Raw genomic sequence first — 23,746 nt, 5'->3', positions numbered from 1 at the left:
ATCCCCGTGTTCACCGGGATCGTGGAGGAACTGGGCGAGATCGTCGCCGTCGAGCAGCTGCCCAACGCGGCGCGGCTTACCGTGCGCGGTCCGCTGGTCGTGTCGGACGCCAAGCACGGCGACTCGATCGCCGTGAACGGCGTGTGCCTGACCGTGGTGGAGACCACCGAGGACACGTTCACCGTGGACGTCGTCGACGAGTCGCTGCAGCGGTCCAGCCTGGACAAGATCCACGAGGGCGACCGGGTCAACCTGGAGCGCGCGATGGCCGCCGGCCAGCGCCTCGGCGGCCACATCGTGCAGGGCCACGTGGACGGCGTCGGCCTCTTCCTGGAGCACCACGACGGCGGCCTGACCAAGTTCGCCATCCCGGCATCGCTGTCCCGCTACCTGGTGCAGAAGGGCTCGGTCACCATCGACGGCATCTCGCTGACCGTCGTGGACGTCACCGACGACACCTTCTCGGTGGCGCTGATCCCGACCACGCTGGAGCTGACCACGATGGGCCGCCGCGAGCCCGGCGACCGGGTCAACATCGAGGTGGACGTGCTGGCCAAGTACGTGGAGCGGCTGGCCACGCCCCATCTGGCCGCGCTGACCCAGAACGGCCCGGTGGCGCAGCAGGAGGAGGTCCGGTGATGAGCAACCCCATCAGCGCGAACGCCGCCATCGAGCAGGCCATCGCCGACATAGCCGCCGGCAAGGCGGTCGTGGTGGTCGACGACGAGGACCGCGAGAACGAGGGCGACCTGATCTTCGCGGCCGAGAAGGCCACGCCCGAGCTGATCGCCTTCATGGTGCGCTACACCTCCGGCTACATCTGCGTGCCGCTGCCCGAGTCGGTGTGCGACCGGCTGGACCTGCCGCCGATGTTCCACACCAACCAGGACGCCCGCGGCACCGCCTACACGGTCACGGTGGACGCGCGCCAGGGCGTGACCACCGGCATCTCCGCCGCCGACCGCGCGCACACCATCCGGCTGCTGGCCGATCCCCAGTCGGTGCCCGGCGACTTCAACCGGCCCGGCCACGTGGTGCCGCTACGCGCCCGGGAGGGCGGTGTGCTGCGCCGCGCCGGCCACACCGAGGCGGCCGTGGACCTGGCCGTGCTGGCCGGTCTGCAACCGGCCGGCGTGCTGTGCGAGATCGTCAGCCAGAAGGACGAGGGCGACATGGCCCGCCGTGACGAGCTGACCGTGTTCGCCGCGGAGCACGAGCTCCAGATGATCACCATCGCCGACCTGATCGCCTACCGCCGCCGCACCGAGCGGCACGTGATCCGGGTCGCCGACGCCCGCATCCCCACCGCGCACGGCGAGTTCACCGCCGTCGGCTACGACTCGAAGCTGGACGGCATCGAGCACATCGCGCTGGTCAAGGGCGAGATCGGCGACGGCGAGGACCTGCTGGTCCGGGTGCACTCCGAGTGCCTGACCGGCGACGTGTTCGGCTCGCTGCGCTGCGACTGCGGCCCGCAGCTGGACGCCGCCATGGAGGCCGTCGCCGCCGAGGGCCGCGGCGTCGTGCTGTACATGCGCGGGCACGAGGGCCGGGGCATCGGCCTGCTGCACAAGCTCCAGGCCTACCAGCTCCAGGACCGGGGCGCGGACACCGTGGACGCCAACCTGGCGCAGGGCCTGCCGGCCGACGCCCGCGACTACGGCACCGGCGCGCAGATCCTCGTGGACCTGGGCATCAAGTCGATGCGGCTGCTCACCAACAACCCGGACAAGCGGGTTGGCCTGGAGGGATACGGCCTGAAGGTGGTCGACCGGGTGCCGCTGCCGGTGTGGCCGAACCCGGAGAACCTGCGTTACCTGAGGACCAAGCGCGACCGCATGGGACACGACCTGCATCATCTAGAGCAGTACGAGTCCACGAGTAGCGACGATGAATGACGGAGCGCAGCGATGAGTGGGGACGGCCGGCCGACCATCTCGGTGCCGCAGTGGTGTGAGGACCTGCGGCTGGCGGTGGTGGCCACCCGATGGCACGAGACGATCACGTCGAACCTGCTGGAGCGGGCGCTGACCGCGGCGTCCAAGGCGGGCGTCAAGGAGCCGACCGTGGTGCGGGTGGCCGGGGCGATCGAGCTGCCGGTGGTGGCCCAGGCCCTGGCCAAGCACCACGACGCGGTGGTGGCCCTGGGTGTGGTGATCCGCGGCGGCACCCCGCACTTCGAGTACGTGTGCGACGCCGTGACGGCCGGGCTGACCCGGGTGTCGCTGGACGAGGGCACGCCGATCGGCAATGGGGTGCTCACCTGCGACACCGAGCAGCAGGCGCTGGACCGCTGCGGCATGCCGTCCTCGGCCGAGGACAAGGGCTTCGAGGCCTGCGTGGCCGCCCTGGACACCGCCGTGCAGCTGCGCAACATCCACAAGCCGTGGACGGATCGGGGGCTGGCATGAGTGCCCCGGTGACGTTCCGGCCCCGGCGGGTGCGCTTCGTCGCCGTGCCGGTGGCGTTCGGGCTGGTCGCCGTGTTCGTGGTGATCGCGATCCTGCTGCGCAACACCCCGACCGGCGCCTACTTCGAGGTGTCCGACCAGATCGCCATGGCCATGGTGGGCGTGTTCCTGGCCTGCGGCGTGCTGCTGCTGACCCGGCCCCGGGTGCGGGCGCAGGAGGAGTGGATCGAGGTCCGCAACCTGCTGGGCGCCACCCGCTACGCCTGGAGCGAGGTCCGCGGGCTGAGCTTCCCCGACGGCGCCGCGTGGGCCCGGCTGGACCTGCCGGCCGACGAGTACGTCTCCATCATGGCCGTGCAGGCCGCCGACGGCGCCCGCGCGGTGACCGCCATGCGGGCCCTGCGCTCCCTGTACAAGGACGCCACCAACTACCGCGAGGCCACCACCCAGCCCCACGCCTGAGCCCGAACGCGTGGATGCCCCGGGAGACTCGGATAACCGCTCGTCAATGAGGAAGCCCAGGCCGGAAAGGCCTGGGCTTCCTCATATTCCCGACTAGGCGGTGCGGACCGCCCGGATGGCGTCCTGGACCTCGCGCACGGCGTTGAGCTGCCGGTAGTGCGCCGACTCCGTCACGAAGTCCTGGAGCTTGCGCCGGACCCGGCCCGACCGCAGCCGCACCACCATCGGCAGCACGGACTGGATCAGCTCGCAGGCCGCCTCCGGCTCGCCGGTGGCCAGCCGGGTGCGGGCCAGGCCGATCACGTCGAACACCCGGCTGCGCACCTTGGACGGGTCACGCAGCGCCAGCGCCCGGCGGATGTGCCGCTCGGCCAGCATCGCCTGGGTGGGATCGTGCCGGGCCAGGTCCCGCAGCCGGGCCCCGATCACCCCCTCCATCTCCGCCTCGTCGAACGACGCGTTCCAGCGCGGCTCCGTCGTCCGGTCCCGGGCGGCGAAGCACTCCTGGGCGTGGCCGACCGCCCGGTGGAACTCGTGCACCCGGCCCATCAGCGCGTACGCCCAGGCCTCACGGGTGTGCAGCAGCGCCCGCAGCCCCGCAGTGGCCGTGCGGCGGGTGCCGTACTGGCCCAGCTGCACCAGCTCCAGTCCGTCCTCGGGGCGACCGAGGTCGAACATCTGCCGGGCCATCGAGGCCAGGCACAGCGCGCCGAACGGCTCGTTGCGGCTGGCCTTGGCCATCCGCACCGCCAGCACGTAGTAGCGCTGGGCCGAGTCGTGCAGGCCGGCGTCGAACGACATGCTGGCCGCCATCTTGGCCAGCTCCGCGCCCACCTGGAAGGCCTGCTGCGTGTTGGGCGAGTCCGGCGCCCGGCGCAGCCGCTCGGCCAGCTCGTTGAGCTGGCCCAGCACCGCCTTGCGGGCGATTCCGCCGCCGCCGGACCAGCCACGCAGCCCGTCGACGACCATCCGCATCGCCGCCAGCTCGTCCGTGCCGATCGCGCCGCCGGCCGCCCACTTGGCCAGCGGCTGCAGTGGCGTCAGCCAGTGCTGCATCGGTTCGACGAGGGCGGGTCCTACCGTCACCGCGGCGCCTGCGGTCAGCGCCGCCCTTCTGCTGAGTGTCAAGTCGCTCCTCGTCACCTCTTCGACGGACCGGGCAGTGCTCAACGCGTCCCAGGACGGCGTGAAGACGTCCTGGGATCCTGAGCCCTCGGGGTCACGGGGTCGGGGAGGACCCGTGCGGTCGAACCAGAGGCGTTCGGGGGGCACCCCGAGCACCTCGGCGAAGGCACGCAGCTTGTCGATCCGGTCGATCGGGTTCTCCCCGTTCTCGTACCGGGACAGTTGCGCCTGGCTGATGCCCAGCCAGCCCGCCATCCGATCCTGGGTGATCCGGTACGGATGCCGCGGATGGTGGCGGTACGCTGCTATCAGGCCGCCCATGCTCTGATCGGCGAAGGCCTCGGCGAGCACCGGGTGGTCCCAGAAGCCCTCGGGCAGCGGGGGTGGCCCGAACACCTCGGTCCGCGCGCCTCTGCGGCACGCGGTGCACAGGCGGTCCGAGTTGTCGGACGCGATGCGAGCGCCACACGGACATGTTCGTCCGGTGCTGGCTTGCCGTAACCCGACCGGTTCCATGGCACCTCGCCCCCGTCACTGAGCGTGTTCACAGTGTAATCGCTGGTAGGGGCATGTCTATTCACCTGATGCATGAAACCGCCGACCCTTCATCCGGACCGGTGATGCAGCAGCTGGATACAACCCATCCGGGTGCGGATTGGAGTGGGCCGGCGTGTCGGCGCACGCTGCTGGCACACCAGGGCGCCCGGCGACGAACCCGCCGGCCACCGCCGCAGCGACCGCCCCACCCGGGAGGACGTCCGCCATGCGTACCTCGACCCAGCCACCACGAGTCCCGCAGGCCGTCGTGCAACCGCCGCAGCCGCCCGAGAGCAGCTTCGGCCGGACCCTTGGCGAGGTCGTCGCCAACTACCGGATGCTCGGTTGGAAGGTCAACGTCACCGAGCAGGGCGTGCTGCTGCCGCTCGGGCCGACCACCACCGCGATCGTGATGCCCGCCCGCATCGGCTCCGCCGTGCTGGCCGAGCTGCGGGCCCGCATGCTCGCCGGGCCCACCCTGGTCATCCCGAGCCCCCAGGAGAACTGGGTGTTCCTGGCCGAGCTGGTCGCGCTGCTGCCGGCCCAGCTGCGCACGCCGTCCGAGATCCGGTTCGTGCGCTCGCCCAGCAGCATCGTGCTGCCGCCGACCATGACCCCCTACGGCCGGGTCCGCTGGGCCAACGCCCCCTCCTTCAGCCGGCACTGGCTGCCGCCGTTCACCGCCGTGCTCGCGGTGGCCCGCACCATCGCCAGCACGGCCAACTAGAGCCCTGTCGCGGGGAACTCGGCGCCCGCCCGCGTTCGGGGCGCGGGTGGGCGCCGACCTTTGTCGGAATTGGCCGCCGACATCGCATTCCCGGCTTTTCTGAGTGGATCCTGAGGAAATGTTTCGGGGCGATTCACAGGCAATGCCGATGAACCCCTGATCGAGCCGACACGTGTATCTGGTGGACTGTGTCTTCCCACCACGTGCACGGAGGCTCGTTTTGAACACGCCCGAGGTCATCGCCAACCCGAACCGCCGCCAGGTGCTCTGCGGCCTGGTCGCCGCGCTGGTCGCCGGCGGCGCGGTCACGACGGCGTGCAGCAGCGCGGCCACCAGCACCGGCTCGGGCACCAACACCGGGAGCCAGCCGCAGGCCGCGGCCGGCACCGAGGTCGCGAAGCTGGCCCAGGTCCCGGTCGGCGGCGGCCTGCTGGTCGACGCGCCGGGCGGCAGCGGCAGCAAGCTGCTGCTGGTCCAGCCGGCCGCCGGTGAGGTCAAGGCGTTCAGCGCCACCTGCCCGCACCAGGGCGTCACGGTGGGCGTGCCGCAGGGCGGCACCATCACCTGCCCGGGGCACGGCAGCCAGTTCGACGCGGCCACCGGCTCCCTGAAGAAGGGCCCGGCCACCACCGGCCTGACCACGGTCAACGTGAAGGTCAACGGCGCCGCCGTCGTACTGGCCTGATCGCCGCTCCCGCACGCGGTCGCCGACCGCGTGCGGGAACTGTCAGACCGCCGCCGTAGGCTTGACGGGTGGCCGACCCGTCGACCTATCGCCCAGCACCAGGCACGATCCCCGACAACCCTGGCGTGTACAAGTTCCGCGACCAGCACCGCCGGGTGATCTACGTCGGCAAGGCCAAGAGCCTGCGCAGTCGCCTGTCCTCCTACTTCGCCGACGTGGCGACGCTGCATCCGCGCACCCGGCAGATGGTGACCACGGCGGCCAGCGTCGAGTGGACGGTGGTGGCGACCGAGGTCGAGGCGCTGCAGCTGGAGTACTCCTGGATCAAGGAGTTCGACCCGCGCTTCAACGTCCGCTATCGGGACGACAAGTCGTACCCGGTGCTGGCGGTGACGCTGAACGAGGAATTCCCGCGCCTGCACGTCTATCGCGGCCCCCGGCGCAAGGGGGTGCGCTATTTCGGCCCGTACTCGCATGCCTGGGCGATCCGCGAGACGTTGGACCTGCTGCTGCGGGTCTTCCCGGCCCGAACCTGCTCGAACGGGGTGTTCAAGCGGCACGGCCAGATCGGCCGGCCGTGCCTGCTGGGCTACATCGACAAGTGCTCGGCCCCGTGCGTGGGCAAGGTGTCGGCGGCCGAGCACCGGGACATCGTCGAGGACTTCTGCGACTTCCTGGCCGGCCGGACCGACGGCCTGATCCGGCGGCTGGAGCGGGAGATGCTGGCCGCCTCCGAGGAACTGGAGTTCGAGCGGGCGGCCCGGCTGCGCGACGACCTGAACGCAGCGAAGATGGCGCTGGAGAAGCAGGCGGTCGTGCTCGGCGACGGCACCGACGCCGACGTCGTGGCGTTCGCCCAGGACGAGCTGGAAGCCTCGGTCCAGGTGTTCCACGTCCGCGGCGGGCGAGTTCGCGGCCAGCGCGGTTGGGTGATCGACAAAGCCGAAGGGTCGCTTGCGGACGCGAGTGTCGATCCAGCGGAGACCGACACCGCCGGCCTGGTGGACCAGTTCCTCAGCCAGTTCTACGGCGACCAGGCCGACATGGCCGAAGGCGCGGAGCAGACCGGCAGCGCCGTGCCGCGCGAGGTGCTGGTGCCGGAGCTGCCGGACGACGCCGAGGCGATCACCGACTGGCTGTCCGATTTGCGAGGGGCCCGGGTCCAGCTGCGGATCCCGCAGCGCGGCGACAAGCGGGCGCTGATGGAGACGGTGCAGCGCAACGCGGCGGAGGCCTTCGCCCAGCACAAGCTGCGCCGCGCCGGCGACCTGACCGCCCGGTCGGCGGCGCTCCAGGAGCTCCAGGACGCGCTGGGCCTGGACTCGGCGCCGCTGCGCATCGAGTGCACCGACGTCAGCCACGTGCAGGGCACCGACGTGGTGGCCTCGCTGGTGGTCTTCGAGGACGGCCTGGCCCGCAAGTCGGAGTACCGCCGGTTCGCCATCCGTGAGGGCGCGGAGGGCGGCGACGTGGGCTCGATCGCCGAGGTCGTCCGCCGCCGCTTCGCCCGCTACCAACAGGAAGCCGCCGGCCCGGTGGACCCGGATCGCCCGGGCAACAGTGCTGCTGACTCGACCCTGCGAGCAGGTCTCGACCCGGAGACCGGCCGCCCGCGTAAGTTCGCGTATCCACCGAACCTGCTCGTGGTGGACGGTGGCGCGCCCCAGGTGGCCGTCGCCGCGGACGTGCTGGCCGAGCTCGGCGTCACCGACGTCGCCGTGATCGGGCTGGCCAAGCGCCTGGAGGAGGTGTGGGTCCCCGGCGAACCCGATCCGGTGATCCTGCCGCGCACCAGCGAGGCGCTGTACCTGTTGCAGCGCGTGCGGGACGAGGCTCACCGCTTCGCCATCTCCTACCACCGTCAGAAGCGCGGCCAGCGCATGACCGTCTCGGAGCTGGACCAGGTCCCGGGCCTGGGCCAGACCCGCAAGGCGGCGCTGCTCAAGCACTTCGGCTCGGTGCGCAAGCTGCGTGAGGCCACTGTCGACGAGATCAGCGGGGTGCCCGGCGTGGGCCGGCGCACCGCCGAAGCCGTACACGCGACCCTGGCGAGTGCCGGGAAGGAAAGGGAATCGAAGTGAGTGCACCCGCCAGCAAGTCGGGCATCGAAGTCGCCGTCGTCACCGGGCTGTCCGGCGCCGGCCGCAGTACCGCCGCGAAGTGCCTGGAGGACCTGGGCTGGTTCGTCGTGGACAACCTGCCGCCGGAGCTGATCGCCACCATGGTGGAGCTGGGCGCGCAGGCCCGGGGCGCGATCACCCGGGTCGCGGTGGTGATGGACGTGCGCAGCCGCGCTTTCACCGACGACCTGGCCGCCATCATCAAGGACCTGGACGCCCGCGGCTACAAGCCCCGCGTGCTGTTCCTGGAGGCCACCGACGACGTGCTGGTGCGCCGGTTCGAGTCGGTCCGCCGCGGCCACCCGCTGCAGGGCGACGGCCGGCTGGCCGACGGCATCGCCGCTGAGCGCCTGCTGCTCACGCCGCTGCGCGAGGCCGCCGACCTGGTGCTGGACACCAGCGCCCTGTCGGTGCACCAGCTGCGGGCCAAGATCGAGGACACCTTCGGCAGCGAGACCAGCGCCCGCACCCGGGTCACCGTACTCTCCTTCGGCTACAAGTACGGCCTGCCGATGGACGCCGACCTGGTGATGGACGTGCGCTTCCTGCCCAACCCGTTCTGGATCCCGGAGCTGCGCGAGCAGACCGGCCTGGACGCCGACGTGCGCAACTACGTGCTCAGCCAGGAGGGCGCGGAGGAGTTCCTGGACCGCTACCACGAGCTGCTCAAGCTGATCGGGGCCGGCTACCGCCGCGAGGGCAAGCGCTACCTGACCTTGGCCGTGGGTTGCACTGGTGGTAAGCACCGAAGTGTGGCGATTTCCGAAGAACTTTCAGCTCTGCTGTCGACGGAGGACGGGATGACCGTCAAGGTCGTGCACCGCGACCTGGGGCGCGAGTGATCCCCGTGCAGCCGTCCGGCGCGCACGACAAGCCCCTCCGGGCGGTGGCCCTCGGCGGGGGCCACGGCCTGCAGGCGACCCTGCGCGCCCTGCGGCTGCTCACCCCGGACGTGACGGCCGTGGTCACCGTGGCCGACGACGGCGGCTCCTCCGGCCGGCTGCGCCGCGAGCTCGGTCTGCTGCCGCCCGGCGACCTGCGCAAGGCCCTGGCCGCGCTGGCCGCCGAGGACGACGCCGGCCGGATGTGGTCGGAGGTGTTCCAGCACCGCTTCGGCGGCAACGGGGCGCTGGCCGGCCACGCCGTGGGCAACCTGCTGATCGCCGGCCTGCTGGAGACCCTGGGCGACCCGGTGGCGGTGCTGGACGAGGTGGCGCGGCTGATGGGCCTGCGCGGCCGGGTGTTACCGATGTGCAACGTGCCGCTGGACATCGAGGCGGACGTCACCGGCCTCGACGAGGACGTCACCGCGGTTCGCCGGATCAGGGGACAGGTGGCGGTCGCCACCACACCCGGTCAGGTGCAGCGGATCCGGCTGCGGGCCGACCGCAACGGGCCGCCGGCGGCCTGCCCGCAGGCCGTGCGGGCGGTGCTCGACGCGGACGTGGTGCTGCTCGGACCTGGATCTTGGTTCACCAGCGTGCTGCCGCACCTGCTGGTGCCGGAGCTGCACGAGGCGCTGGTCGACACCGCCGCGTGCAAGGTCGTGGTGCTCAACCTCGTCCCCCAACCAGGTGAGACCGCCGGTTTCTCACCGGAACGGCACTTGGACGTACTCTGCCAACACGCACCGAGGCTGCGGGTGGACGCCGTGATCGCCGACGGGGACTCGGTGCCGACCCCGGAGCGGCTGCGCACTGCCGCGGCCTCGCTGGGGGCGACGGCGCACCTGTCCACCGTGACGGCCGGGGGCGCCGCCGACCGGCACGACCCGGCGGCGCTCGCGCTGAGCCTGCGGGACGCGCTGCAACTGCACGGACTGCACGACCGAGTGTGACGAGAAGCGGAGGGCCCCACCCGTGGCGATGACCGGCGCGGTCAAGGACGAGCTGAGCCGGCTGGCCGTGGCCAAGACCTGTTGCCGACGGGCCGAGGTCTCCTCGCTGCTGCGGTTCGCCGGCGGCCTGCACATCGTCGCCGGCCGGGTCGTGGTCGAGGCCGAGCTGGACACCGGCTCGGCCGCGCGCCGGCTGCGCAAGGAGATCCACGACCTGTTCGGGCACCACTCCGACGTGCACGTGCTGACCTCCGGCGGGCTGCGCAAGGGCACCCGCTGGGTGGTGCGCGTGGTCAAGGACGGCGAGGGCCTGGCCCGGCAGACCGGCCTGCTCGACCCGCGTGGCCGCCCGGTGCGGGGGCTGCCGGCGCCGGTGGTGTCCGGCGGCACCTGCGACTCCGAGGCAGCCTGGCGCGGCGCGTTCCTGGCCCACGGCTCGCTGACCGAGCCCGGCCGCTCCAGCGCGCTGGAGGTGACCTGCCCGGGGCCGGAGGCGGCGCTGGCGCTGGTCGGCGCGGCCCGGCGGATGGGCATCCAGGCCAAGTCCCGGGAGGTGCGCGGCGCCGACCGCGTGGTCGTCCGGGACGGCGACGCCATCGGCGCGCTGCTGACCCGGCTGGGCGCGCACGACTCGGTGATGGCCTGGGAGGAGCGGCGGATGCGCCGCGAGGTCCGGGCCACCGCCAACCGGCTGGCCAACTTCGACGACGCCAACCTGCGCCGCTCGGCCCGGGCCGCGGTGGCCGCGGCCGCCCGGGTGGAGCGGGCGCTGGACATCCTCGGCCCGACCGCGCCGGACCACCTGGTCACCGCCGGCCGGCTGCGGCTGAGCAACCGGCAGGCCTCGCTGGAGGAGCTGGGCCAGCTGTCCGAGCCGCCGATGACCAAGGACGCGGTGGCCGGCCGGATCCGCCGGCTGCTGGCGATGGCCGACAAGCGGGCACACGAGCTGGGGCTGCCCGACACCGAGTCGGCGGTGACTCCGGAGATGTTGGACGTCGAGGAGGCCGACGTCTGATATCCCTGACCGGTGCTCACAGTGATCGGCGGGCTACCGGCCACGGGAAAGACCACGGTTTCCACCGCGTTGGCGCGCGCCACCAGGGCGTCCTATCTGCGGGTGGACACCATCGAGACGACCGTCGTGCGGACCACGGCGCTCACCCACCCGGTCGGCGTCGTCGGCTATGCCGTCGCGTTCTCCCTTGCCACGGAACAACTCCGGCTCGGGCTGGACGTGATCGTCGAGTGCGTCAACCCGCTGCGGGAGACCCGGGACGCGTGGCTGGGCGTCGCCGCGGAGGCCGGCGTCGGGCTGCTGGAGGTGGAGCTGGTCTGCTCCGCCGAGTCGGCCCACCGGCGTCGGGTGGCGACCCGCGAGGTGGACATCCCCGATCTGCCGCTGCCGTCCTGGGAGCAGATCCAGGCCCGCGAGTACCAGCCGTGGGAGCGGGACCACCTGGTGATCGACACCGCCGTCGTCCCGGTGGATTCGGCCGTGGCGACGATTCAGCGGGCGCAGACCGGGTACTCCCGGAGGTGAGGTCGTGCCACCCGATCCAGACCTTGCTGCGCCGGTGTCGCTGCCGAGACCATGGCTGCGCTCGTCGCTGAGGGGAACGTGACATGACCGAGGACCACCGGTTAGCCGACCAGGTCCGGACCCTGCTGCGAAACTCCGGGCGCGCCAGGCCGTTCCGGCGGGGGGACGTGCTCATCGCGGAGGGCGCGCCGGCCGACGAGGTGCTGCTGATCGAGACGGGCAAGGTCAAGGTCGTGCTGCACGGCTCCAACGGCGCCGACTCCATTCTCGGTTTCTACGGCCCGGGCGAGCTGATGGGGGAGATGGGCGTGATGGGGGAGCGGCCGCGCAGCGCGGACGTGATCGCCCGCACGCCCGGCGTGGCCGTGCACGTGGACGCGCACACCTTCCGGACCCTGCTGCGCGACCACCCGTCGCTGTCCTCCCACGTCACCGACGTGCTGAGCAACCGGCTGGTCCTGGCCGACCAGCGGCAGCGACTGCACGCGTCGTTCGAGGTGTCGGTGCGGGTGGCGCGGCAGCTGCTGAGCTGGGCCCAGTCCAGCGGCGAGCCGGCCGGGGACGGCGGGCTGCGGGTGCGGGGCCTGACCCAGCTGGAGATCGCCCAGTTCGTCACCGCCTCGGCCAAGACCGTGGACCACGTGCTCAAGCAACTGCGGGCCGACAAACTGCTGGAGACGGGCCGGCGCAGCTACGTGCTGCCTGACCCGCTGCTGCTGGAGCGGTGCCTGGCCGATCCCGACTGGCGGCCCGGTCGTGGCGATGTCTCCCGCTTTTCCGGGAGACCGGACAACTTCGCGCCTCCAGACTCCACTCGTGCGTCCTGACCGTCGGCCATCTGGAGGACATGTGGACACCGTCGCGGAATTCCGGGTCCTGCTGGGCGTGGACGTGATCGACTCCGCGAGCACCGCCCCGCACCTGCTGCCCCAGGTCCCGACCGTGCTCAAGGCGCTGCTCGGCGCGGGCATGGACGTGGTCGGGATCAGCCGCGACGACGCCGTCGACACCCAGTACACCGGCGACGGCTGGCTCTACGCCTTCCCGACCGCGCTGCTGGGCCGGGTCGTCGACCTGGGCCACGCGCTGGACGGGATCGTCGCCGAGCACAACAAGTGGAACAAGCTGGAGCTGCGGCTGCGGCTGGCCGTGGAGGTCGGGCCGCTGCCGGACGGGGAGGGCTTCCACCCGTCCAACATCACCCGGGCCCGGCTGCTGGAGGCGCCGGCGTTCAAGCTGCTGGCCCGCCGCTGCATCGCGGCCCGCCCGGACGGCGCCATGAGCACCGCGATGATCATGTCCGACGCCGTCTACCAGCCGGTCTTCCGGTCCGACTACACCAAGGTCGCGCGCAAGGGCGACTACACCGAGCTGGCCGTGACCAACAAGGAGTTCAAGACCGGGGCCTGGGTCGCCGTGCCCGGCTTCGACGCCCGCACCCTGGCGGCGATGATCGCCGAGGACCAGTCGGCCGCGGCGGCGTCGTCGGACAAGCCCGCGCGCCCGGGCAAGACGACGAACGTGGTGCACGGCACGGTGCACAACAGCGTCATGGCCGACACCATCAAGGGCGACGTCACCATCCGCGGCACCGGCGCCTGACCCGGCCCGTTCTGTAACAATTCAGGGCCGATGTTGGGCCGAACGGAGCAGTCTCAGCTGGCTCGATCAAGAAAGCTGCCATACCACTGTGACCAGCGCTACTTCGTAACGCTAGTGTTGCCGGCAGGCAGCGTCGCCGCATCTACTGGGCTCCGGTATTTGACCGGTTCGAGTTTCGAGGAGACACACCGTGACGGTTCGCGTAGGTGTCAACGGCTTCGGCCGCATCGGCCGCAACTTCTTCAGGGCGGTCAAGGCCAGCGGGCACGACATCGAGATCGTGGCCTTCAACGACCTGGGTGACGTCGCGACCATGGCGCACCTGCTGAAGTACGACACCATCCTGGGCCGGTTCCCGGGCGAGGTGGCGCTGCACGAGGACGGCATCCAGGTCGACGGCAAGGTCGTCAAGGCGCTGGCCGAGCGCGACCCGGGCAAGCTGCCCTGGAAGGACCTCGGCGTGGACGTCGTGGTCGAGTCGACCGGCTTCTTCACCGACGCCGCGGCCGCCCGCAAGCACGTGGACGAGGGCGGCGCCAAGAAGGTCATCATCTCGGCCCCGGCCAAGGGCGAGGACCTGACCGTGGTGCTGGGCGCCAACGACGACCAGTACGACGGTTCGCAGACCGTGATCTCGAACGCCTCCTGCACCACCAACTGCCTGGCCCCGCTGGCCAAGGTGCTGCACGACGCGTTCACCATCGAGCGCGGCCTGATGACCACCATCCACGCCTACACGCAGGACCAGAACCTGCAGGACGCGCCGCACAAGGACCTGCGCCGCGCCCGCGCCGCCGCGCTGAACATCGTGCCCACCTCCACCGGCGCGGCCAAGGCCATCGGCCTGGTGCTGCCGGAGCTGAAGGGCAAGCTGGACGGCTACGCGCTGCGCGTGCCGGTGCCGACCGGCTCGGCCACCGACCTGACCGTCACCGTGGGCCGCGAGGTCACCGTGGACGAGGTCAACGCCGCGTACAAGGCGGCCGCCGAGGGCGCGCTGGCCAAGTACCTGCGCTACAACGAGGACCCGATCGTGTCCTCGGACATCGTCACCGACCCGGCCTCGTGCATCTACGACGCGCCGCTGACCAAGGTCATCGGCAACCAGGTCAAGGTCGTCGGCTGGTACGACAACGAGTGGGGCTACTCCAACCGCCTCGCCGACCTGGTGTCGCTGGTCGCCTCGAAGCTCTGAGAGGGCAACCGCAAGTGAAGACTCTCGACGATCTGATCGCCGAGGGCGTCTCGGGTCGGCACGTCCTCGTACGTGCCGACCTCAACGTCCCGCTGGACGGCGACAACATCACCGACGACGGCCGCATCCGGGCCTTCCTGCCCACCGCCCGGCGCCTCACCGAGGCCGGCGCGCGGGTCGTCGTCACGGCCCACCTGGGCCGCCCCAAGGGCGAGCCGGACCCGAAGTTCTCGCTCGCCCCCGCCGCCGCCCGGCTGGGCGAGCTGCTGGGCTCCGAGGTCGCGCTGGCCGCCGACGTGGTCGGTGACTCGGCCCGGTCCGTGGTGTCCGCGCTGGCCGACGGCGGCGTGGCCATGCTGGAGAACATCCGCTTCGACGCGCGGGAGACCAGCAAGGACGCCGCCGAGCGCGAGGCGCTCGCCGACGACCTGGTGTCGCTGGTCGGCGACAAGGCCGCCTTCGTGTCCGACGGCTTCGGCGTGGTGCACCGCAAGCAGGCCTCGGTCTACGACGTGGCCGCCAAGCTGCCGCACTACGCCGGCGGACTGGTGCTGGCCGAGGTCGAGGTGCTGCGCAAGCTCACCGAGGACACGGCCCGCCCGTACGTGGTCGTGCTCGGTGGCGCGAAGGTGTCCGACAAGCTCGGCGTCATCGCGAACCTGCTGACCAAGGTCGACCGGCTGCTCATCGGCGGCGGCATGGCGTACACCTTCCTCAAGGCCCAGGGCCACGAGGTCGGCAACTCGCTGCTCCAGGCCGACCAGCTCGACCAGGTCAAGGGCTTCCTGGCCGAGGCCGACAAGCGCGGCGTCGAGCTCGTGCTGCCGGTCGACGTGCTGGCCGCGACCACCTTCGCCGAGGACGCGCCGTTCGAGGTCGTGTCCACCGACGCGATCCCGGCCGACCGCGAGGGCCTGGACATCGGCCCGAAGACCCGTGAGCTGTTCGCGGCCAAGCTGGCCGACGCCAAGACGGTGTTCTGGAACGGTCCGATGGGCGTGTTCGAGTTCGCCGCGTTCGCCGGCGGCACCCGCGCCGTCGCGCAGGCGCTGGTCGACTCCGACGCGTTCACCGTGGTCGGCGGCGGCGACTCGGCCGCGGCCGTGCGCCAGCTGGGTCTGCCCGAGGACGGCTTCTCGCACATCTCCACCGGCGGCGGCGCGTCGCTGGAGTACCTGGAGGGCAAGGAGCTGCCCGGCGTGAAGGTTCTGGAGGACTGATGGCACGGCTTCCGCTCATCGCCGGCAACTGGAAGATGAACCTCAACCACCTCGAGGCCATCGCGCTCACCCAGAAGATCGCCTTCTCGCTGCCGGAGAAGTACTTCGCCAAGGTCGAGGTGGCGGTGCTGCCGCCGTTCATCTCGCTGCGCAGCGTGCAGACCCTGGTCGACGGGGACAAGCTGCTGCTCAAGTACGGCGCGCAGGACCTGTCCCCGCACGACTCGGGGGCCTACACCGGCGACGTGTCCGGTCCGCAGCTGGCCAAGCTGGGCTGCACCTACGTGGTGGTCGGGCACTCCGAGCGGCGCGAGTACCACCACGAGGACGACGAGCTGGTCAACCGCAAGGTCAAGGCCGCGCTCAAGCACGGCCTCACGCCGATCCTGTGTGTGGGCGAGCGGTTGGAGGTCCGCGAGGCCGAGGGCCACCTGGAGCACTGCAACAGCCAGCTGATCGCCGGCCTGAAGGGCCTCAAGGCCGAGCAGGTGGCCAAGGTCGTCATCGCCTACGAGCCGGTGTGGGCCATCGGCACCGGCAAGGTGGCCACCCCGTCCGACGCGCAGGAGGTCTGCGGGTCGATCCGGGCCACCCTGGCCGAGAAGTACGGCCAGGAGGTCGCCGACACCGTGCGCGTGCTCTACGGCGGCTCGGTGAAGTCCGGCAGCATCGCCGACCTGGTGAAGCAGCCCGACATCGACGGCGGCCTGGTCGGCGGGGCCAGCCTGGACGGCGACGAGTTCGCCAAGCTGTGCGCGCTGGCGGCCGGCGGGCCGCTGCCGTAGATCGTTGTCGCAGGTCGGGGCCCCGGCGCAGGCGCGGCGGGGCCCCTGTCCGTTTTCCGTGACCATTCCTTTCCGGACCGTGCGCCGAAGCCGGGCCCGGAGCAGGTAGCCTGTAGCGTCTAAACGCCTTACAGCGAGGGTGAGATGAACCTGTTCCTTCAGATCCTGCTGATCGTCGCCAGCCTCCTGCTGATCCTGCTGGTGCTGCTGCACCGCGGCCGTGGCGGCGGTCTGTCCTCGCTGTTCGGCGGCGGCATGCAGTCGAGCCTGTCCGGGTCGAGCGTGGTCGAGAAGAACCTGGACCGGATCACCCTGTTCGTCGCCGCGATCTGGGTGATCAGCATCATCGGCATCGGCCTGCTGGCCAAGCTCGGCGGCTGAGCGCCGCGTTCACGTCACTGGGGTTTGTTCAACCACGTCCTGTGGGAGTGTGAGGGTCGATGACTGGCGGTAACGCGATCCGCGGTACCCGAGTCGGATCGGGCCCGATGGGCGAGTCGGAGCGCGGCGAGTCCGCGCCCCGGCATCGGGTGTCGTACTGGTGCGCCAATGGCCACGAGTCCCGCCCGTCGTTCGCCCTGGAGGCCGAGGAGCCGGAGTCGTGGGACTGCCCGCGCTGCGGACTTCCTGCCGGCCGGAACGAGAAGGCCCCGCCGGCGCCACCGCGCAACGAGCCGTACAAGACGCATCTGGCGTACGTGAAGGAGCGGCGCTCCGACGCGGACGGCGAGGCGATCCTGGCCGAGGCGCTGGCCAAGCTACGGGCCCAGCGCGAGGGCGAGTTCTAGATCCGATTCAAGCAAAAGTCGCCTTGCCCGACGGCAAGGCGACTTTTGCTGCGTTCCGGAGCGTGTTTCGCAAGGATGCGATTCGCGAGGCCCCGCCGATGCTTCGCCCGCACGCCGGATTTCGGCCGCCGCCACCCGACACGCGCGGCCACTCAAGCCGATGCGGCGGGCGAAATCCGGCAAGGGTGAGGCATCGGCCCCAAAGGGGCCGAGCCCGCGACGCCGGAGGCGGCGCAATTCAGCACGGCCGGGGAGGGGGAAGCCCGCGCCTGCGTCCCCCTCCCCGGCCGTTTCCTACGCGTGCTGGGGAGCCTGCGGCGCCGGCACACCGGGCAGGGCGAGCGGGAAGTGTGAGGTCACCACGAACCCACCGTCCCGACTCGGCTCGGCATGACAGCTGCCTCCCAGCAGCTCGGCCCGTTCGGTGAGTCCGACCAGGCCATGGCCACCGGAGGGCAGGGCAGGGGTCCGCTGTCCTCGGGGCCGTCCGTTGCGCACCCGCACCTCCAGTTCGTCCTCGCCCACCTGGACGAGCACGGACACGGCGGCCGACGGGGCGTGTTTTCCGACGTTGGTGAGCGCCTCCTGCACGGTGCGGTACGCGGCGGCGGACACCGGCCGCGGAATGTCCTCCAGGTCGCCGTCCACGTTGAGCGTGACGGCCAGGCCGCAGTCGGAGACCAGGCGGCGCAGGTCGGTCAGGTCGGGGTGGCCGTCGTCATCGTCGGCCGAGGTGCGCAGCACGCCGACCAGCTGGCGCAGCTCCTCCAGTGTCTTGGTGGACAGGCGGCGGATGGTGTTGGCGATCTCCCGCGACTCGGCGTCGGTGACCGTCATCTTCAGCGCGCCGGCCTGCATGGCGATCAGGGTGACCTGGTGGGACACCACGTCGTGCATCTCGCGGGCCAGCCGGGTGCGCTCCTCGGCCCGGATGGCCTGGGCCTGCAGGTGCTGCTTGCGCTCGCGGGTGATGGCCAGCTCGGTCAGCTTGTTGACGAGCTCCTTGCGGGTGGTGACCAGCAGGCCCAGCGCCAGCGGCATGCCGGTGAGGATCACCGCCCAGAGCAGGTTGAGCACCTGCTCCTGCCAGCCGAGGCTGAAGAACTTGGTGAGCGGCCAGGCGACGAAGGCGCACAGCATCATCAGCACCGCGCCGGCCATGGTCTGCCAGTTCCAGGTGCGCTTCTTGGCCAGCGTGTACAGCGCGATCATGCCGGCCAGCTGGGACCAGCCGGCGAGGTAGCCGGGCACGGTGGCCAGCAGCACCAGGAACGGGTAGCGGCGGCGCAGCACCAGGGCGAGGCAGGCCACGCCGGACAGGATGTGCGAGTACAGCTCGGCGTCCTTGGGGGACACCAGCAGCACGTCCATCAGCGCCAGCGCGATGGCGCCGACATCGCTGAGCGGGCCGGAGTGTCGCCGCAGGAAGCCCTCGAGTCTGCCGACCACCTCGCGTAGCGAGCCGCCTAGCCCGCTGCCGCGGCGGACCATCACGGCGCTGACGATGTCGGCGGCCTGCTCGCCGCTGATCGGCTCGCCGGTCCAGATCCGGTCATCGTTGTCACGCTGGGTCGGCACACCGACCTCGGGCATGTCGGGACCGTTCACGGCGTCGCGCGGCCGGTTCGGCACGGTTCCGTCCTCCTCGGGCAGGGCGAGTTGGTCTTGCGCTCTTAGACAGTCCTGACACTCGTTCGGGACGCGCCACCCGAAACTTGTGTGCAGATGCACACGTCGGGTGTCCGTCTGGTCACACCATGTGAGCTTTGACCTGCGGTTTTGCGGCGTACGCTAACACGATTTGTCACGCGCAGTGCCGGTCGAACTACCCGTAAACGGCGTTCAACGTTAACCGTGGAAGTCCAGACCTTCGGCGGTTGCCCAGATCCGGTCGACCGAGTCCAGTCGCCGATCGCTCACTCGGACCAGCCCGATCAGGGCCAGCAGGGGCAGGATCGCGACCACCGCGAACACCGGCCGCACCCCGATCGTCGTGGCCAGAAACCCGCCCAGTGCCGCGCCGAGCGGCTTCGTGCCCCAGGCGACCAGGCGGTGGGTGCTGTTGAGTCGGCCGAGCAGCCGGTCCGGGGTGATTCGCTGGCGCAGCGAGACCATCACGATGTTGGTCACCAGCACGGCGGCACTGCCGGTGAACAGCCCGATGCCGACCGTGACCGGGTTGGTCGTCATCGTCGGCACCGCGATGGTCACGGCGCTGACGACGTAGGAGAGCTGGAGCGCGCGGGCCCGGCCCAGCCAGTGCTCGATCCGCTCGGCCAGCAGCGAGCCGAGCAGGCTGCCGGCGGCGGTGCTCGCGATCAGCACGCCGTAGGTCTGCTCGCTCAGGCTCATCGCGCTGCCGGGGCCGACCGCGTAGAGCACCAGGATCGCGAACGTGGCGCTGGTGGCCAGGTTGAACAGGGCGGTCGCGACCGTGAAGGTGCGCAGGATCGGCTGCCGGACCAGGAAGCACAGCCCCTCGGCGATGTCGGCCCGCAGCGTGGTCGGCTCCGGCCGTGCGACCTTGAATCGGCCCGGCAGCGTGGCCAGGACCGCCACGGCGGCGGCCCACAGTGCGACCGGCGCACCGAAGGCGGCCATGGCTCCCACACCCACCAGCAGGCCGGCCAGCGGCGGGCCGGCGAACTCGTTGGCCATCAGCTCCACCGCGTAGAGGCGGCCGTTGGCCCGGGGGAGCAGGTCGCGGTCCACGATCTGCGGCACGATCGACTGCGCCGCCGTGTCGTACACCGTCTCCGTGACGCCGACGCACAGCGCCACCGCGTAGAGCGCCCACAGCTCGTGCACGCCGAACATGACCAGGAGCAATGCGCCCCTGGTGGCGTTGGCCGCGAGCATCGCGCGCCGTCGGTCCACCCGGTCCACCAGCGCACCCGCCGGCAGCGCGCACACCAGCCACGGCAGCGTGAAGGCCACGCCCAGGCCGGCGACTGCCACCGGGTCCCTGGTCAAGCCGACCGCGATCAGCGGCACCGCCGTCTTCAGCACCCCGTCGGCCAGGTTCGACAGCCCGTCCGCGGTCCACAGTCGCCAGTACGGCTTCACCTGATGGAGTATCACCCATCGATTGAGAAAACTCCATCGATGTAGCCTTTTCGCATGGCTCTGCCGCACCGCGACGCCTCCGAGCGTGAGGCCAAGGCCCTGGCCCATCCGCTGCGGCTGCGCATTCTGCGGCTGTGCTGGCAGGCCGAGCTCACCAACAAGCAGCTCGCCGAACGGCTCGACCGGGACCCCGGCACCGTGCTCTACCACGTGCGGCAGCTCGTGGCCGCCGGCCTGCTGGAGCCCGCGCCCGTGCGGGCCGGCGACTCCGGCGCCCTGGAGAAGCCCTATCGGGCCAAGGCCCGCTCCTGGTGGCTCGACGATCCACCGGGCACCGGCGCCGACGCCGCCTTCGCCCCCGTCGAGGCGCTCCAGGAAGAGCTGCGCGCCGCCGGCCCGTCGGCGGTCCGCACCTTCGTCCGGTTCGCCCTGCACCTCTCACCCGAGGCCGCCGCCGAACTCGACCAGCGCCTCATGGCCCTGCTGGACGAATACACCACCACGGATTCGGACCGCCTGGACCAACCCGCCCACGGCGGCATCATCGTCCTGCACCGCCTGGCCGACTGACCTCTCGAACCACATCGACCTGGACGTCTCGGCGTGGCACGAGACGCCCGCCGAGCTGACGGTCGACGGGCGTCTCCTACCCGATTACAAGAACCCGGCTAGAAGCCGGTCCGGGCCGCACTGCGTGGATCGTCCCGGATGATGTGCAACTCGTAGATGCCGCCGCGGGCGGTCCGCCGCCACGGCCGGGCCAGGTTCTCGGCGTTGCCGTCGAGATCGGCCACGGCGAGCGGACCGTCGTCGGTGCGGGCCACCCACTCCCCATCGGGCGAGATGACGCCCGAGCACACGTCGGAGGCGTAGCCGACCCAGAAGCTGTTGGTCGCGGCGTGGGACTGGGCCTCGGTGGCGAACACGGCGGTCGGCGCGGCCGTCGCGTACAGCACGGCGTCCACGTCCAGCCGCTCGTACTCCTGGAACAGCTCCGGGAAGTGGGCCTCCATGCCCAGCGCCAGGCCGATCCGCACACCGTCGACCTCGAAGGTGACCGGCGCGGCGCCGGGCGTGTACATGAAGCTGACCTTGGTGTTGGACAGCATCCGCTCGTCGTAGCGGGTGATCACCTCTCCCTTGTCCGACAGCACGTACAGACTGTTGTGCGGGCGGTGCGGCGGAGTCAGCCGGTGCACCGAGCCGAGCACCGTCCACAGCCCCAGTTCCTTGGCCAGGTCGGCGATCCGGTCCAGCTCCTCGCGCAACACCGCCCAGTCGACCAGGCTCCAATCGGCCGGGCCGACCAGGTTCGGGTCGGCCGACATGACTCGCTTGTGCGGCGAGCAGGTGGCCCCCTCGGGGAACACCACCAGCCGCGCGCCGGCGGCGTACGCGTCGCGCATCAGCCGGCGGATCTCCTGCCCGCTGTCCCGCAGCAGGCCGGCGTCGCGTGGATCCTGCCGCAGCGTGGTCCTGGCCGTGGCCAGCCGCAGCGTCTTGGTCTTCGGCATCTCGTCGTCTCCCGGTGTCCGACGGAAGTGCCGAAGCGCGGTCGTGTAGGACTGCCCGGTCTTGGCCGCACGGGCTCTGACCCGGCGCTTGAAGTTGCCCTGTCTAGTCATATCTGGGCTGCCACGTCTTCGGCCTTCCACGTCCCGAACCGGCGATCCCCCAGCGACGCGCGTGTCCGGAACGGACGGCTTCGGACGACGACCCGAGACAGGAAGTCCCTTTGCCTCCGCGGGGAGCCGGGCTGGGGCCGGCTCGTGGAGGTTGGGCGTGGGCCACGCCTTCGCTCACCTTACACCCTCACGACGACCTTGCCACGGGCTTGGCCGCGTTGCACGTAGCTGATCGCGGAAACGGCTTCGCTGAGCGGAAAAACGCGGTCAAGGACCGGCTTGAGGCGGCCGTCCTCGACCAGTTCCCGGAGCGTCAGCAGGTCCGCGGTGCGCTCGGCGGAGGCGAACAGCCCGGTGAGCCTCTGGCTGATGAAGGGGGAGAGCAGGACGGCGCGCAGGGTGCGGGCCACGCCGCCGCCGATGACCTTGCCACCGCCCTCGCTGCCGACCAGGACCAGCGTGCCCCTGGGTGTGAGGTGTTGGCGCAGCAGGGAAAGCGGGCGGTTGCCGGCGGTGTCGAGGATGACGTCGTACCGGCCGGTGATGGCTTCCCGCGTGTAGTCAATGACGGACTTGGCACCGATACCGCGAACGAAGTCCGCCTTCGTCGCACTGCAGACGCCGGTGATTTCCGCGCCGCGGGCCTTGGCCATCTGGACGGCGTACGCACCGACCCCGCCGCCGGCGCCGATGACCAGCACCCGCTGTCCGGAGTGGACGGTGGCGGTGGCCTGCAGCGCGGTGCAGGCTGAGACCGGAATCGCCGCCGCCTGCTCGAAAGTGAGGCCGGCCGGCTTGGGCACGACCCTTGTCGCCTTGACGGTGACGTACTCGGCGAACGAGCCGTCGGCGGTGCCGAAAACCTCGTCGCCGGGGCGGAGGCTGGTGACGCCCGGGCCGATCTCCTCGACAATGCCGGCGAGATCGAGGCCGGGCACCGGTCTTTTCGGTCTGGTCAAGCCGAAACCCATCAGCCGGATCAGGTACGGCGTGCCGGTGACCAGATGCCAGATGCCCGGGTCGACGCCGGCCGCCCGCACCCGGACCAGCACCTCGCCGGGGCTGGGGACCGGCCGGTCGAGGTCGTCGAGCCGGAGCGTGTCCAGCGGGCCGTAGCGGTCGCGAACGATTGCCTTCACGGGGATTCTCCCTCCGGATACTGGAAGACGTCGTCGAGCGGGACCTGGAACACGCGGGCGATCTGGAAGGCCATCTCCAGCGAGGGCGAGTACTTGCCCTGCTCGATCGCGAGCACCGTCTGCCGGGTGACCCCGATCCGGTCGGCCAGCTCCGCCTGCGTCATCTCGTCGGCGGCGAACCGCAGCGCCCGGATCGAGTTCGTCACCCTGGTCGGCTTCACCACGCGTGGTACCCCTTGCGGTAGCCGATGATCCGCGCCGCCGAGCCCAGCACCGCCGACAGCGTGAATCCCAGATAGATGACGTTGGCGATCCAGAAGTCGCCGACCTCGAACATGGCCAGCAGCATCGCCAGTACCGCGCCGACCACCACGAACGACTGCCCGATCCGGTCGCCGAAGCGGCCGATCTCGCGGTCCCGCTGGTCGGCCCGCCGATCTCCCGGCGACCCGATCGAGGCGGCGATGTTCAGCACGATCGAGGCCACGATCGACGTCCCCACGACCCACAGCAGCGTCGTCGCGTACGGCACCTCCCACAGCGGTCTTGTCGCCGATCTGCTCACCACCAGCGCCGCGTACACCGCGTAGCTCACCGCCGACACCACCAGCATGATCCACGCGCGCTTCTCTTCGTACGCCACGATTCCGCCCTCCCTGGTCGACACGGTCGAATGTAAAGAAGACCAGACATCGTGTCAAACATTCTTAACTTCGGCGATCGGGTGGACCGGCGCGCGACCCGGCAAGGTACTCCCTGCAAGCGCTTACCGCGCGACTTACTCCAAGTCGAGATTAAACCTTGCCTTGCTGGTCTAGACCTCGGATACTCCTGGATACCGCCGTCAGCTAACGATCATGAGGGAGCTTCGAGAACCGAG

The 23,746-nt window shown here is 70.9% G+C and carries 26 protein-coding genes; 19 read left to right on the top strand and 7 right to left on the bottom strand.

The genetic code is table 11. The features are described from left to right. The first annotated feature begins 6 nt into the window (after positions 1 to 6). The 4 genes from JJ691_RS22480 to JJ691_RS22465 are packed head-to-tail and all read left to right on the top strand — an operon-like array spanning position 7 to position 2,872. On the top strand, positions 7 to 639 hold the full coding sequence (locus tag JJ691_RS22480) for a riboflavin synthase (RefSeq protein WP_211770685.1): 633 nt from the start codon (positions 7 to 9) through the stop codon (positions 637 to 639). Beyond that, a complete protein-coding gene (locus JJ691_RS22475; protein ID WP_211770684.1) occupies positions 639 to 1,898 on the top strand; it encodes a bifunctional 3,4-dihydroxy-2-butanone-4-phosphate synthase/GTP cyclohydrolase II in 1,260 nt (419 codons plus the stop codon). Before JJ691_RS22480 ends, JJ691_RS22475 begins: the two co-directional genes overlap by 1 nt. Positions 1,899 to 1,910: 12 nt before the next feature. After that, positions 1,911 to 2,411: a 6,7-dimethyl-8-ribityllumazine synthase gene (gene ribH, locus JJ691_RS22470; protein ID WP_211770683.1), complete on the top strand. Its 501-nt coding sequence runs from the start codon at positions 1,911 to 1,913 to the stop codon at positions 2,409 to 2,411. Continuing rightward, positions 2,408 to 2,872: a PH domain-containing protein gene (locus JJ691_RS22465; protein WP_211770682.1), complete on the top strand. Its 465-nt coding sequence runs from the start codon at positions 2,408 to 2,410 to the stop codon at positions 2,870 to 2,872. Before ribH ends, JJ691_RS22465 begins: the two co-directional genes overlap by 4 nt. 93 nt (positions 2,873 to 2,965) lie before the next feature. On the opposite strand, the gene JJ691_RS22460 is transcribed toward JJ691_RS22465, so the two are convergent. Next, positions 2,966 to 4,393 (bottom strand): helix-turn-helix domain-containing protein, encoded by a 1,428-nt coding sequence (locus JJ691_RS22460; protein WP_249228119.1) that lies wholly within the window; start codon positions 4,391 to 4,393, stop codon positions 2,966 to 2,968. A 367-nt stretch (positions 4,394 to 4,760) separates the two neighbouring features. On the opposite strand from JJ691_RS22460, the gene JJ691_RS22455 reads away from it, so the two are divergent. From JJ691_RS22455 to JJ691_RS22390, 14 genes are all read left to right on the top strand, one after another. Continuing rightward, entirely contained in the window at positions 4,761 to 5,261 is a 501-nt protein-coding gene (locus JJ691_RS22455) for a hypothetical protein (RefSeq protein ID WP_211770680.1), read from the top strand. Positions 5,262 to 5,481: 220 nt separating this feature from the next. Beyond that, positions 5,482 to 5,946, top strand: a complete 465-nt coding sequence (locus JJ691_RS22450) for a Rieske (2Fe-2S) protein (RefSeq protein WP_211770679.1) — start codon at positions 5,482 to 5,484, stop codon at positions 5,944 to 5,946. A 68-nt stretch (positions 5,947 to 6,014) separates the two neighbouring features. After that, the gene (uvrC, locus tag JJ691_RS22445; protein ID WP_211770678.1) at positions 6,015 to 8,027 is read left to right on the top strand and encodes an excinuclease ABC subunit UvrC; all 2,013 of its coding nucleotides are present in this window, start codon (positions 6,015 to 6,017) and stop codon (positions 8,025 to 8,027) included. Positions 8,028 to 8,050: 23 nt separating this feature from the next. Further along, the gene (rapZ, locus tag JJ691_RS22440) at positions 8,051 to 8,908 is read left to right on the top strand and encodes an RNase adapter RapZ (protein WP_211771652.1); all 858 of its coding nucleotides are present in this window, start codon (positions 8,051 to 8,053) and stop codon (positions 8,906 to 8,908) included. Further along, complete coding sequence (locus JJ691_RS22435; RefSeq protein WP_305875154.1) at positions 8,905 to 9,903, top strand: gluconeogenesis factor YvcK family protein; 999 nt, start codon at positions 8,905 to 8,907, stop codon at positions 9,901 to 9,903. Before rapZ ends, JJ691_RS22435 begins: the two co-directional genes overlap by 4 nt. 22 nt (positions 9,904 to 9,925) lie before the next feature. Then, positions 9,926 to 10,921, top strand: coding sequence for a DNA-binding protein WhiA (whiA, locus tag JJ691_RS22430; RefSeq protein ID WP_211770677.1), 996 nt, complete (start codon positions 9,926 to 9,928; stop codon positions 10,919 to 10,921). Between the two features lie 12 nt (positions 10,922 to 10,933). Beyond that, positions 10,934 to 11,446: an AAA family ATPase gene (locus JJ691_RS22425; protein ID WP_211770676.1), complete on the top strand. Its 513-nt coding sequence runs from the start codon at positions 10,934 to 10,936 to the stop codon at positions 11,444 to 11,446. Positions 11,447 to 11,529: 83 nt separating this feature from the next. Further along, on the top strand, positions 11,530 to 12,273 hold the full coding sequence (locus tag JJ691_RS22420; RefSeq protein WP_211770675.1) for a Crp/Fnr family transcriptional regulator: 744 nt from the start codon (positions 11,530 to 11,532) through the stop codon (positions 12,271 to 12,273). Between the two features lie 22 nt (positions 12,274 to 12,295). Continuing rightward, the gene (locus JJ691_RS22415; protein ID WP_211770674.1) at positions 12,296 to 13,048 is read left to right on the top strand and encodes a hypothetical protein; all 753 of its coding nucleotides are present in this window, start codon (positions 12,296 to 12,298) and stop codon (positions 13,046 to 13,048) included. Positions 13,049 to 13,238: 190 nt separating this feature from the next. Further along, positions 13,239 to 14,243 (top strand): type I glyceraldehyde-3-phosphate dehydrogenase, encoded by a 1,005-nt coding sequence (gene gap, locus JJ691_RS22410; RefSeq protein ID WP_211770673.1) that lies wholly within the window; start codon positions 13,239 to 13,241, stop codon positions 14,241 to 14,243. A gap of 14 nt (positions 14,244 to 14,257) precedes the next feature. Beyond that, the gene (locus tag JJ691_RS22405; protein ID WP_211770672.1) at positions 14,258 to 15,463 is read left to right on the top strand and encodes a phosphoglycerate kinase; all 1,206 of its coding nucleotides are present in this window, start codon (positions 14,258 to 14,260) and stop codon (positions 15,461 to 15,463) included. Then, positions 15,463 to 16,248, top strand: a complete 786-nt coding sequence (tpiA, locus tag JJ691_RS22400) for a triose-phosphate isomerase (protein WP_211770671.1) — start codon at positions 15,463 to 15,465, stop codon at positions 16,246 to 16,248. Before JJ691_RS22405 ends, tpiA begins: the two co-directional genes overlap by 1 nt. 144 nt (positions 16,249 to 16,392) lie before the next feature. Then, entirely contained in the window at positions 16,393 to 16,629 is a 237-nt protein-coding gene (gene secG, locus JJ691_RS22395; RefSeq protein WP_184858471.1) for a preprotein translocase subunit SecG, read from the top strand. A 59-nt stretch (positions 16,630 to 16,688) separates the two neighbouring features. After that, on the top strand, positions 16,689 to 17,036 hold the full coding sequence (locus JJ691_RS22390; RefSeq protein ID WP_211770670.1) for an RNA polymerase-binding protein RbpA: 348 nt from the start codon (positions 16,689 to 16,691) through the stop codon (positions 17,034 to 17,036). Between the two features lie 294 nt (positions 17,037 to 17,330). Here JJ691_RS22390 and JJ691_RS22385 read toward each other — a convergent pair whose 3' ends face one another. Both JJ691_RS22385 and JJ691_RS22380 read right to left on the bottom strand, forming a co-directional pair. Continuing rightward, on the bottom strand, positions 17,331 to 18,668 hold the full coding sequence (locus JJ691_RS22385; protein ID WP_249228118.1) for a sensor histidine kinase: 1,338 nt from the start codon (positions 18,666 to 18,668) through the stop codon (positions 17,331 to 17,333). A gap of 216 nt (positions 18,669 to 18,884) precedes the next feature. Further along, on the bottom strand, positions 18,885 to 20,102 hold the full coding sequence (locus JJ691_RS22380) for an MFS transporter (protein ID WP_249228117.1): 1,218 nt from the start codon (positions 20,100 to 20,102) through the stop codon (positions 18,885 to 18,887). Positions 20,103 to 20,156: 54 nt separating this feature from the next. Between JJ691_RS22380 and JJ691_RS22375 the strand changes: the two genes are divergently transcribed. Further along, positions 20,157 to 20,672 carry an ArsR/SmtB family transcription factor gene (locus JJ691_RS22375; RefSeq protein WP_211770668.1) on the top strand — a complete coding sequence of 172 codons (516 nt, stop codon included), beginning with the start codon at positions 20,157 to 20,159 and terminating at the stop codon, positions 20,670 to 20,672. 98 nt (positions 20,673 to 20,770) lie between these two features. On the opposite strand, the gene JJ691_RS22370 is transcribed toward JJ691_RS22375, so the two are convergent. From JJ691_RS22370 to JJ691_RS22355, 4 genes are all read right to left on the bottom strand, one after another. Next, positions 20,771 to 21,727: a carbon-nitrogen hydrolase family protein gene (locus tag JJ691_RS22370; protein ID WP_211770667.1), complete on the bottom strand. Its 957-nt coding sequence runs from the start codon at positions 21,725 to 21,727 to the stop codon at positions 20,771 to 20,773. A 179-nt stretch (positions 21,728 to 21,906) separates the two neighbouring features. Continuing rightward, positions 21,907 to 22,866, bottom strand: a complete 960-nt coding sequence (locus JJ691_RS22365) for an NAD(P)-dependent alcohol dehydrogenase (protein ID WP_211770666.1) — start codon at positions 22,864 to 22,866, stop codon at positions 21,907 to 21,909. Beyond that, a complete protein-coding gene (locus tag JJ691_RS22360) occupies positions 22,863 to 23,090 on the bottom strand; it encodes a helix-turn-helix transcriptional regulator (RefSeq protein ID WP_211770665.1) in 228 nt (75 codons plus the stop codon). Before JJ691_RS22360 ends, JJ691_RS22365 begins: the two co-directional genes overlap by 4 nt. Beyond that, positions 23,084 to 23,509 (bottom strand): hypothetical protein, encoded by a 426-nt coding sequence (locus JJ691_RS22355; RefSeq protein WP_249228116.1) that lies wholly within the window; start codon positions 23,507 to 23,509, stop codon positions 23,084 to 23,086. The genes JJ691_RS22360 and JJ691_RS22355 overlap by 7 nt, the downstream gene beginning before the upstream one ends. Positions 23,510 to 23,746 lie beyond the last annotated feature (237 nt).

This window comes from Kutzneria sp. CA-103260 (assembly GCF_018263855.1).
Lineage (GTDB): Bacteria > Actinomycetota > Actinomycetes > Mycobacteriales > Pseudonocardiaceae > Kutzneria.
The sequence above is the reverse complement of the archived record's forward strand: the minus strand, read 5'-3'. Positions and strand labels throughout refer to the sequence as shown.

Coding starts and splice junctions, on each gene's coding strand:
- JJ691_RS22475 (WP_211770684.1), top strand. CDS start 639: ATGAGCAACCCCATCAGCGCGAACGCCGCCATCGAGCAGGCCATCGCC.
- ribH (WP_211770683.1), top strand. CDS start 1,911: ATGAGTGGGGACGGCCGGCCGACCATCTCGGTGCCGCAGTGGTGTGAG.
- JJ691_RS22465 (WP_211770682.1), top strand. CDS start 2,408: ATGAGTGCCCCGGTGACGTTCCGGCCCCGGCGGGTGCGCTTCGTCGCC.
- JJ691_RS22455 (WP_211770680.1), top strand. CDS start 4,761: ATGCGTACCTCGACCCAGCCACCACGAGTCCCGCAGGCCGTCGTGCAA.
- JJ691_RS22420 (WP_211770675.1), top strand. CDS start 11,530: ATGACCGAGGACCACCGGTTAGCCGACCAGGTCCGGACCCTGCTGCGA.
- tpiA (WP_211770671.1), top strand. CDS start 15,463: ATGGCACGGCTTCCGCTCATCGCCGGCAACTGGAAGATGAACCTCAAC.
- secG (WP_184858471.1), top strand. CDS start 16,393: ATGAACCTGTTCCTTCAGATCCTGCTGATCGTCGCCAGCCTCCTGCTG.
- JJ691_RS22390 (WP_211770670.1), top strand. CDS start 16,689: ATGACTGGCGGTAACGCGATCCGCGGTACCCGAGTCGGATCGGGCCCG.
- JJ691_RS22375 (WP_211770668.1), top strand. CDS start 20,157: ATGGCTCTGCCGCACCGCGACGCCTCCGAGCGTGAGGCCAAGGCCCTG.
- JJ691_RS22370 (WP_211770667.1), bottom strand. CDS start 21,727: ATGACTAGACAGGGCAACTTCAAGCGCCGGGTCAGAGCCCGTGCGGCC.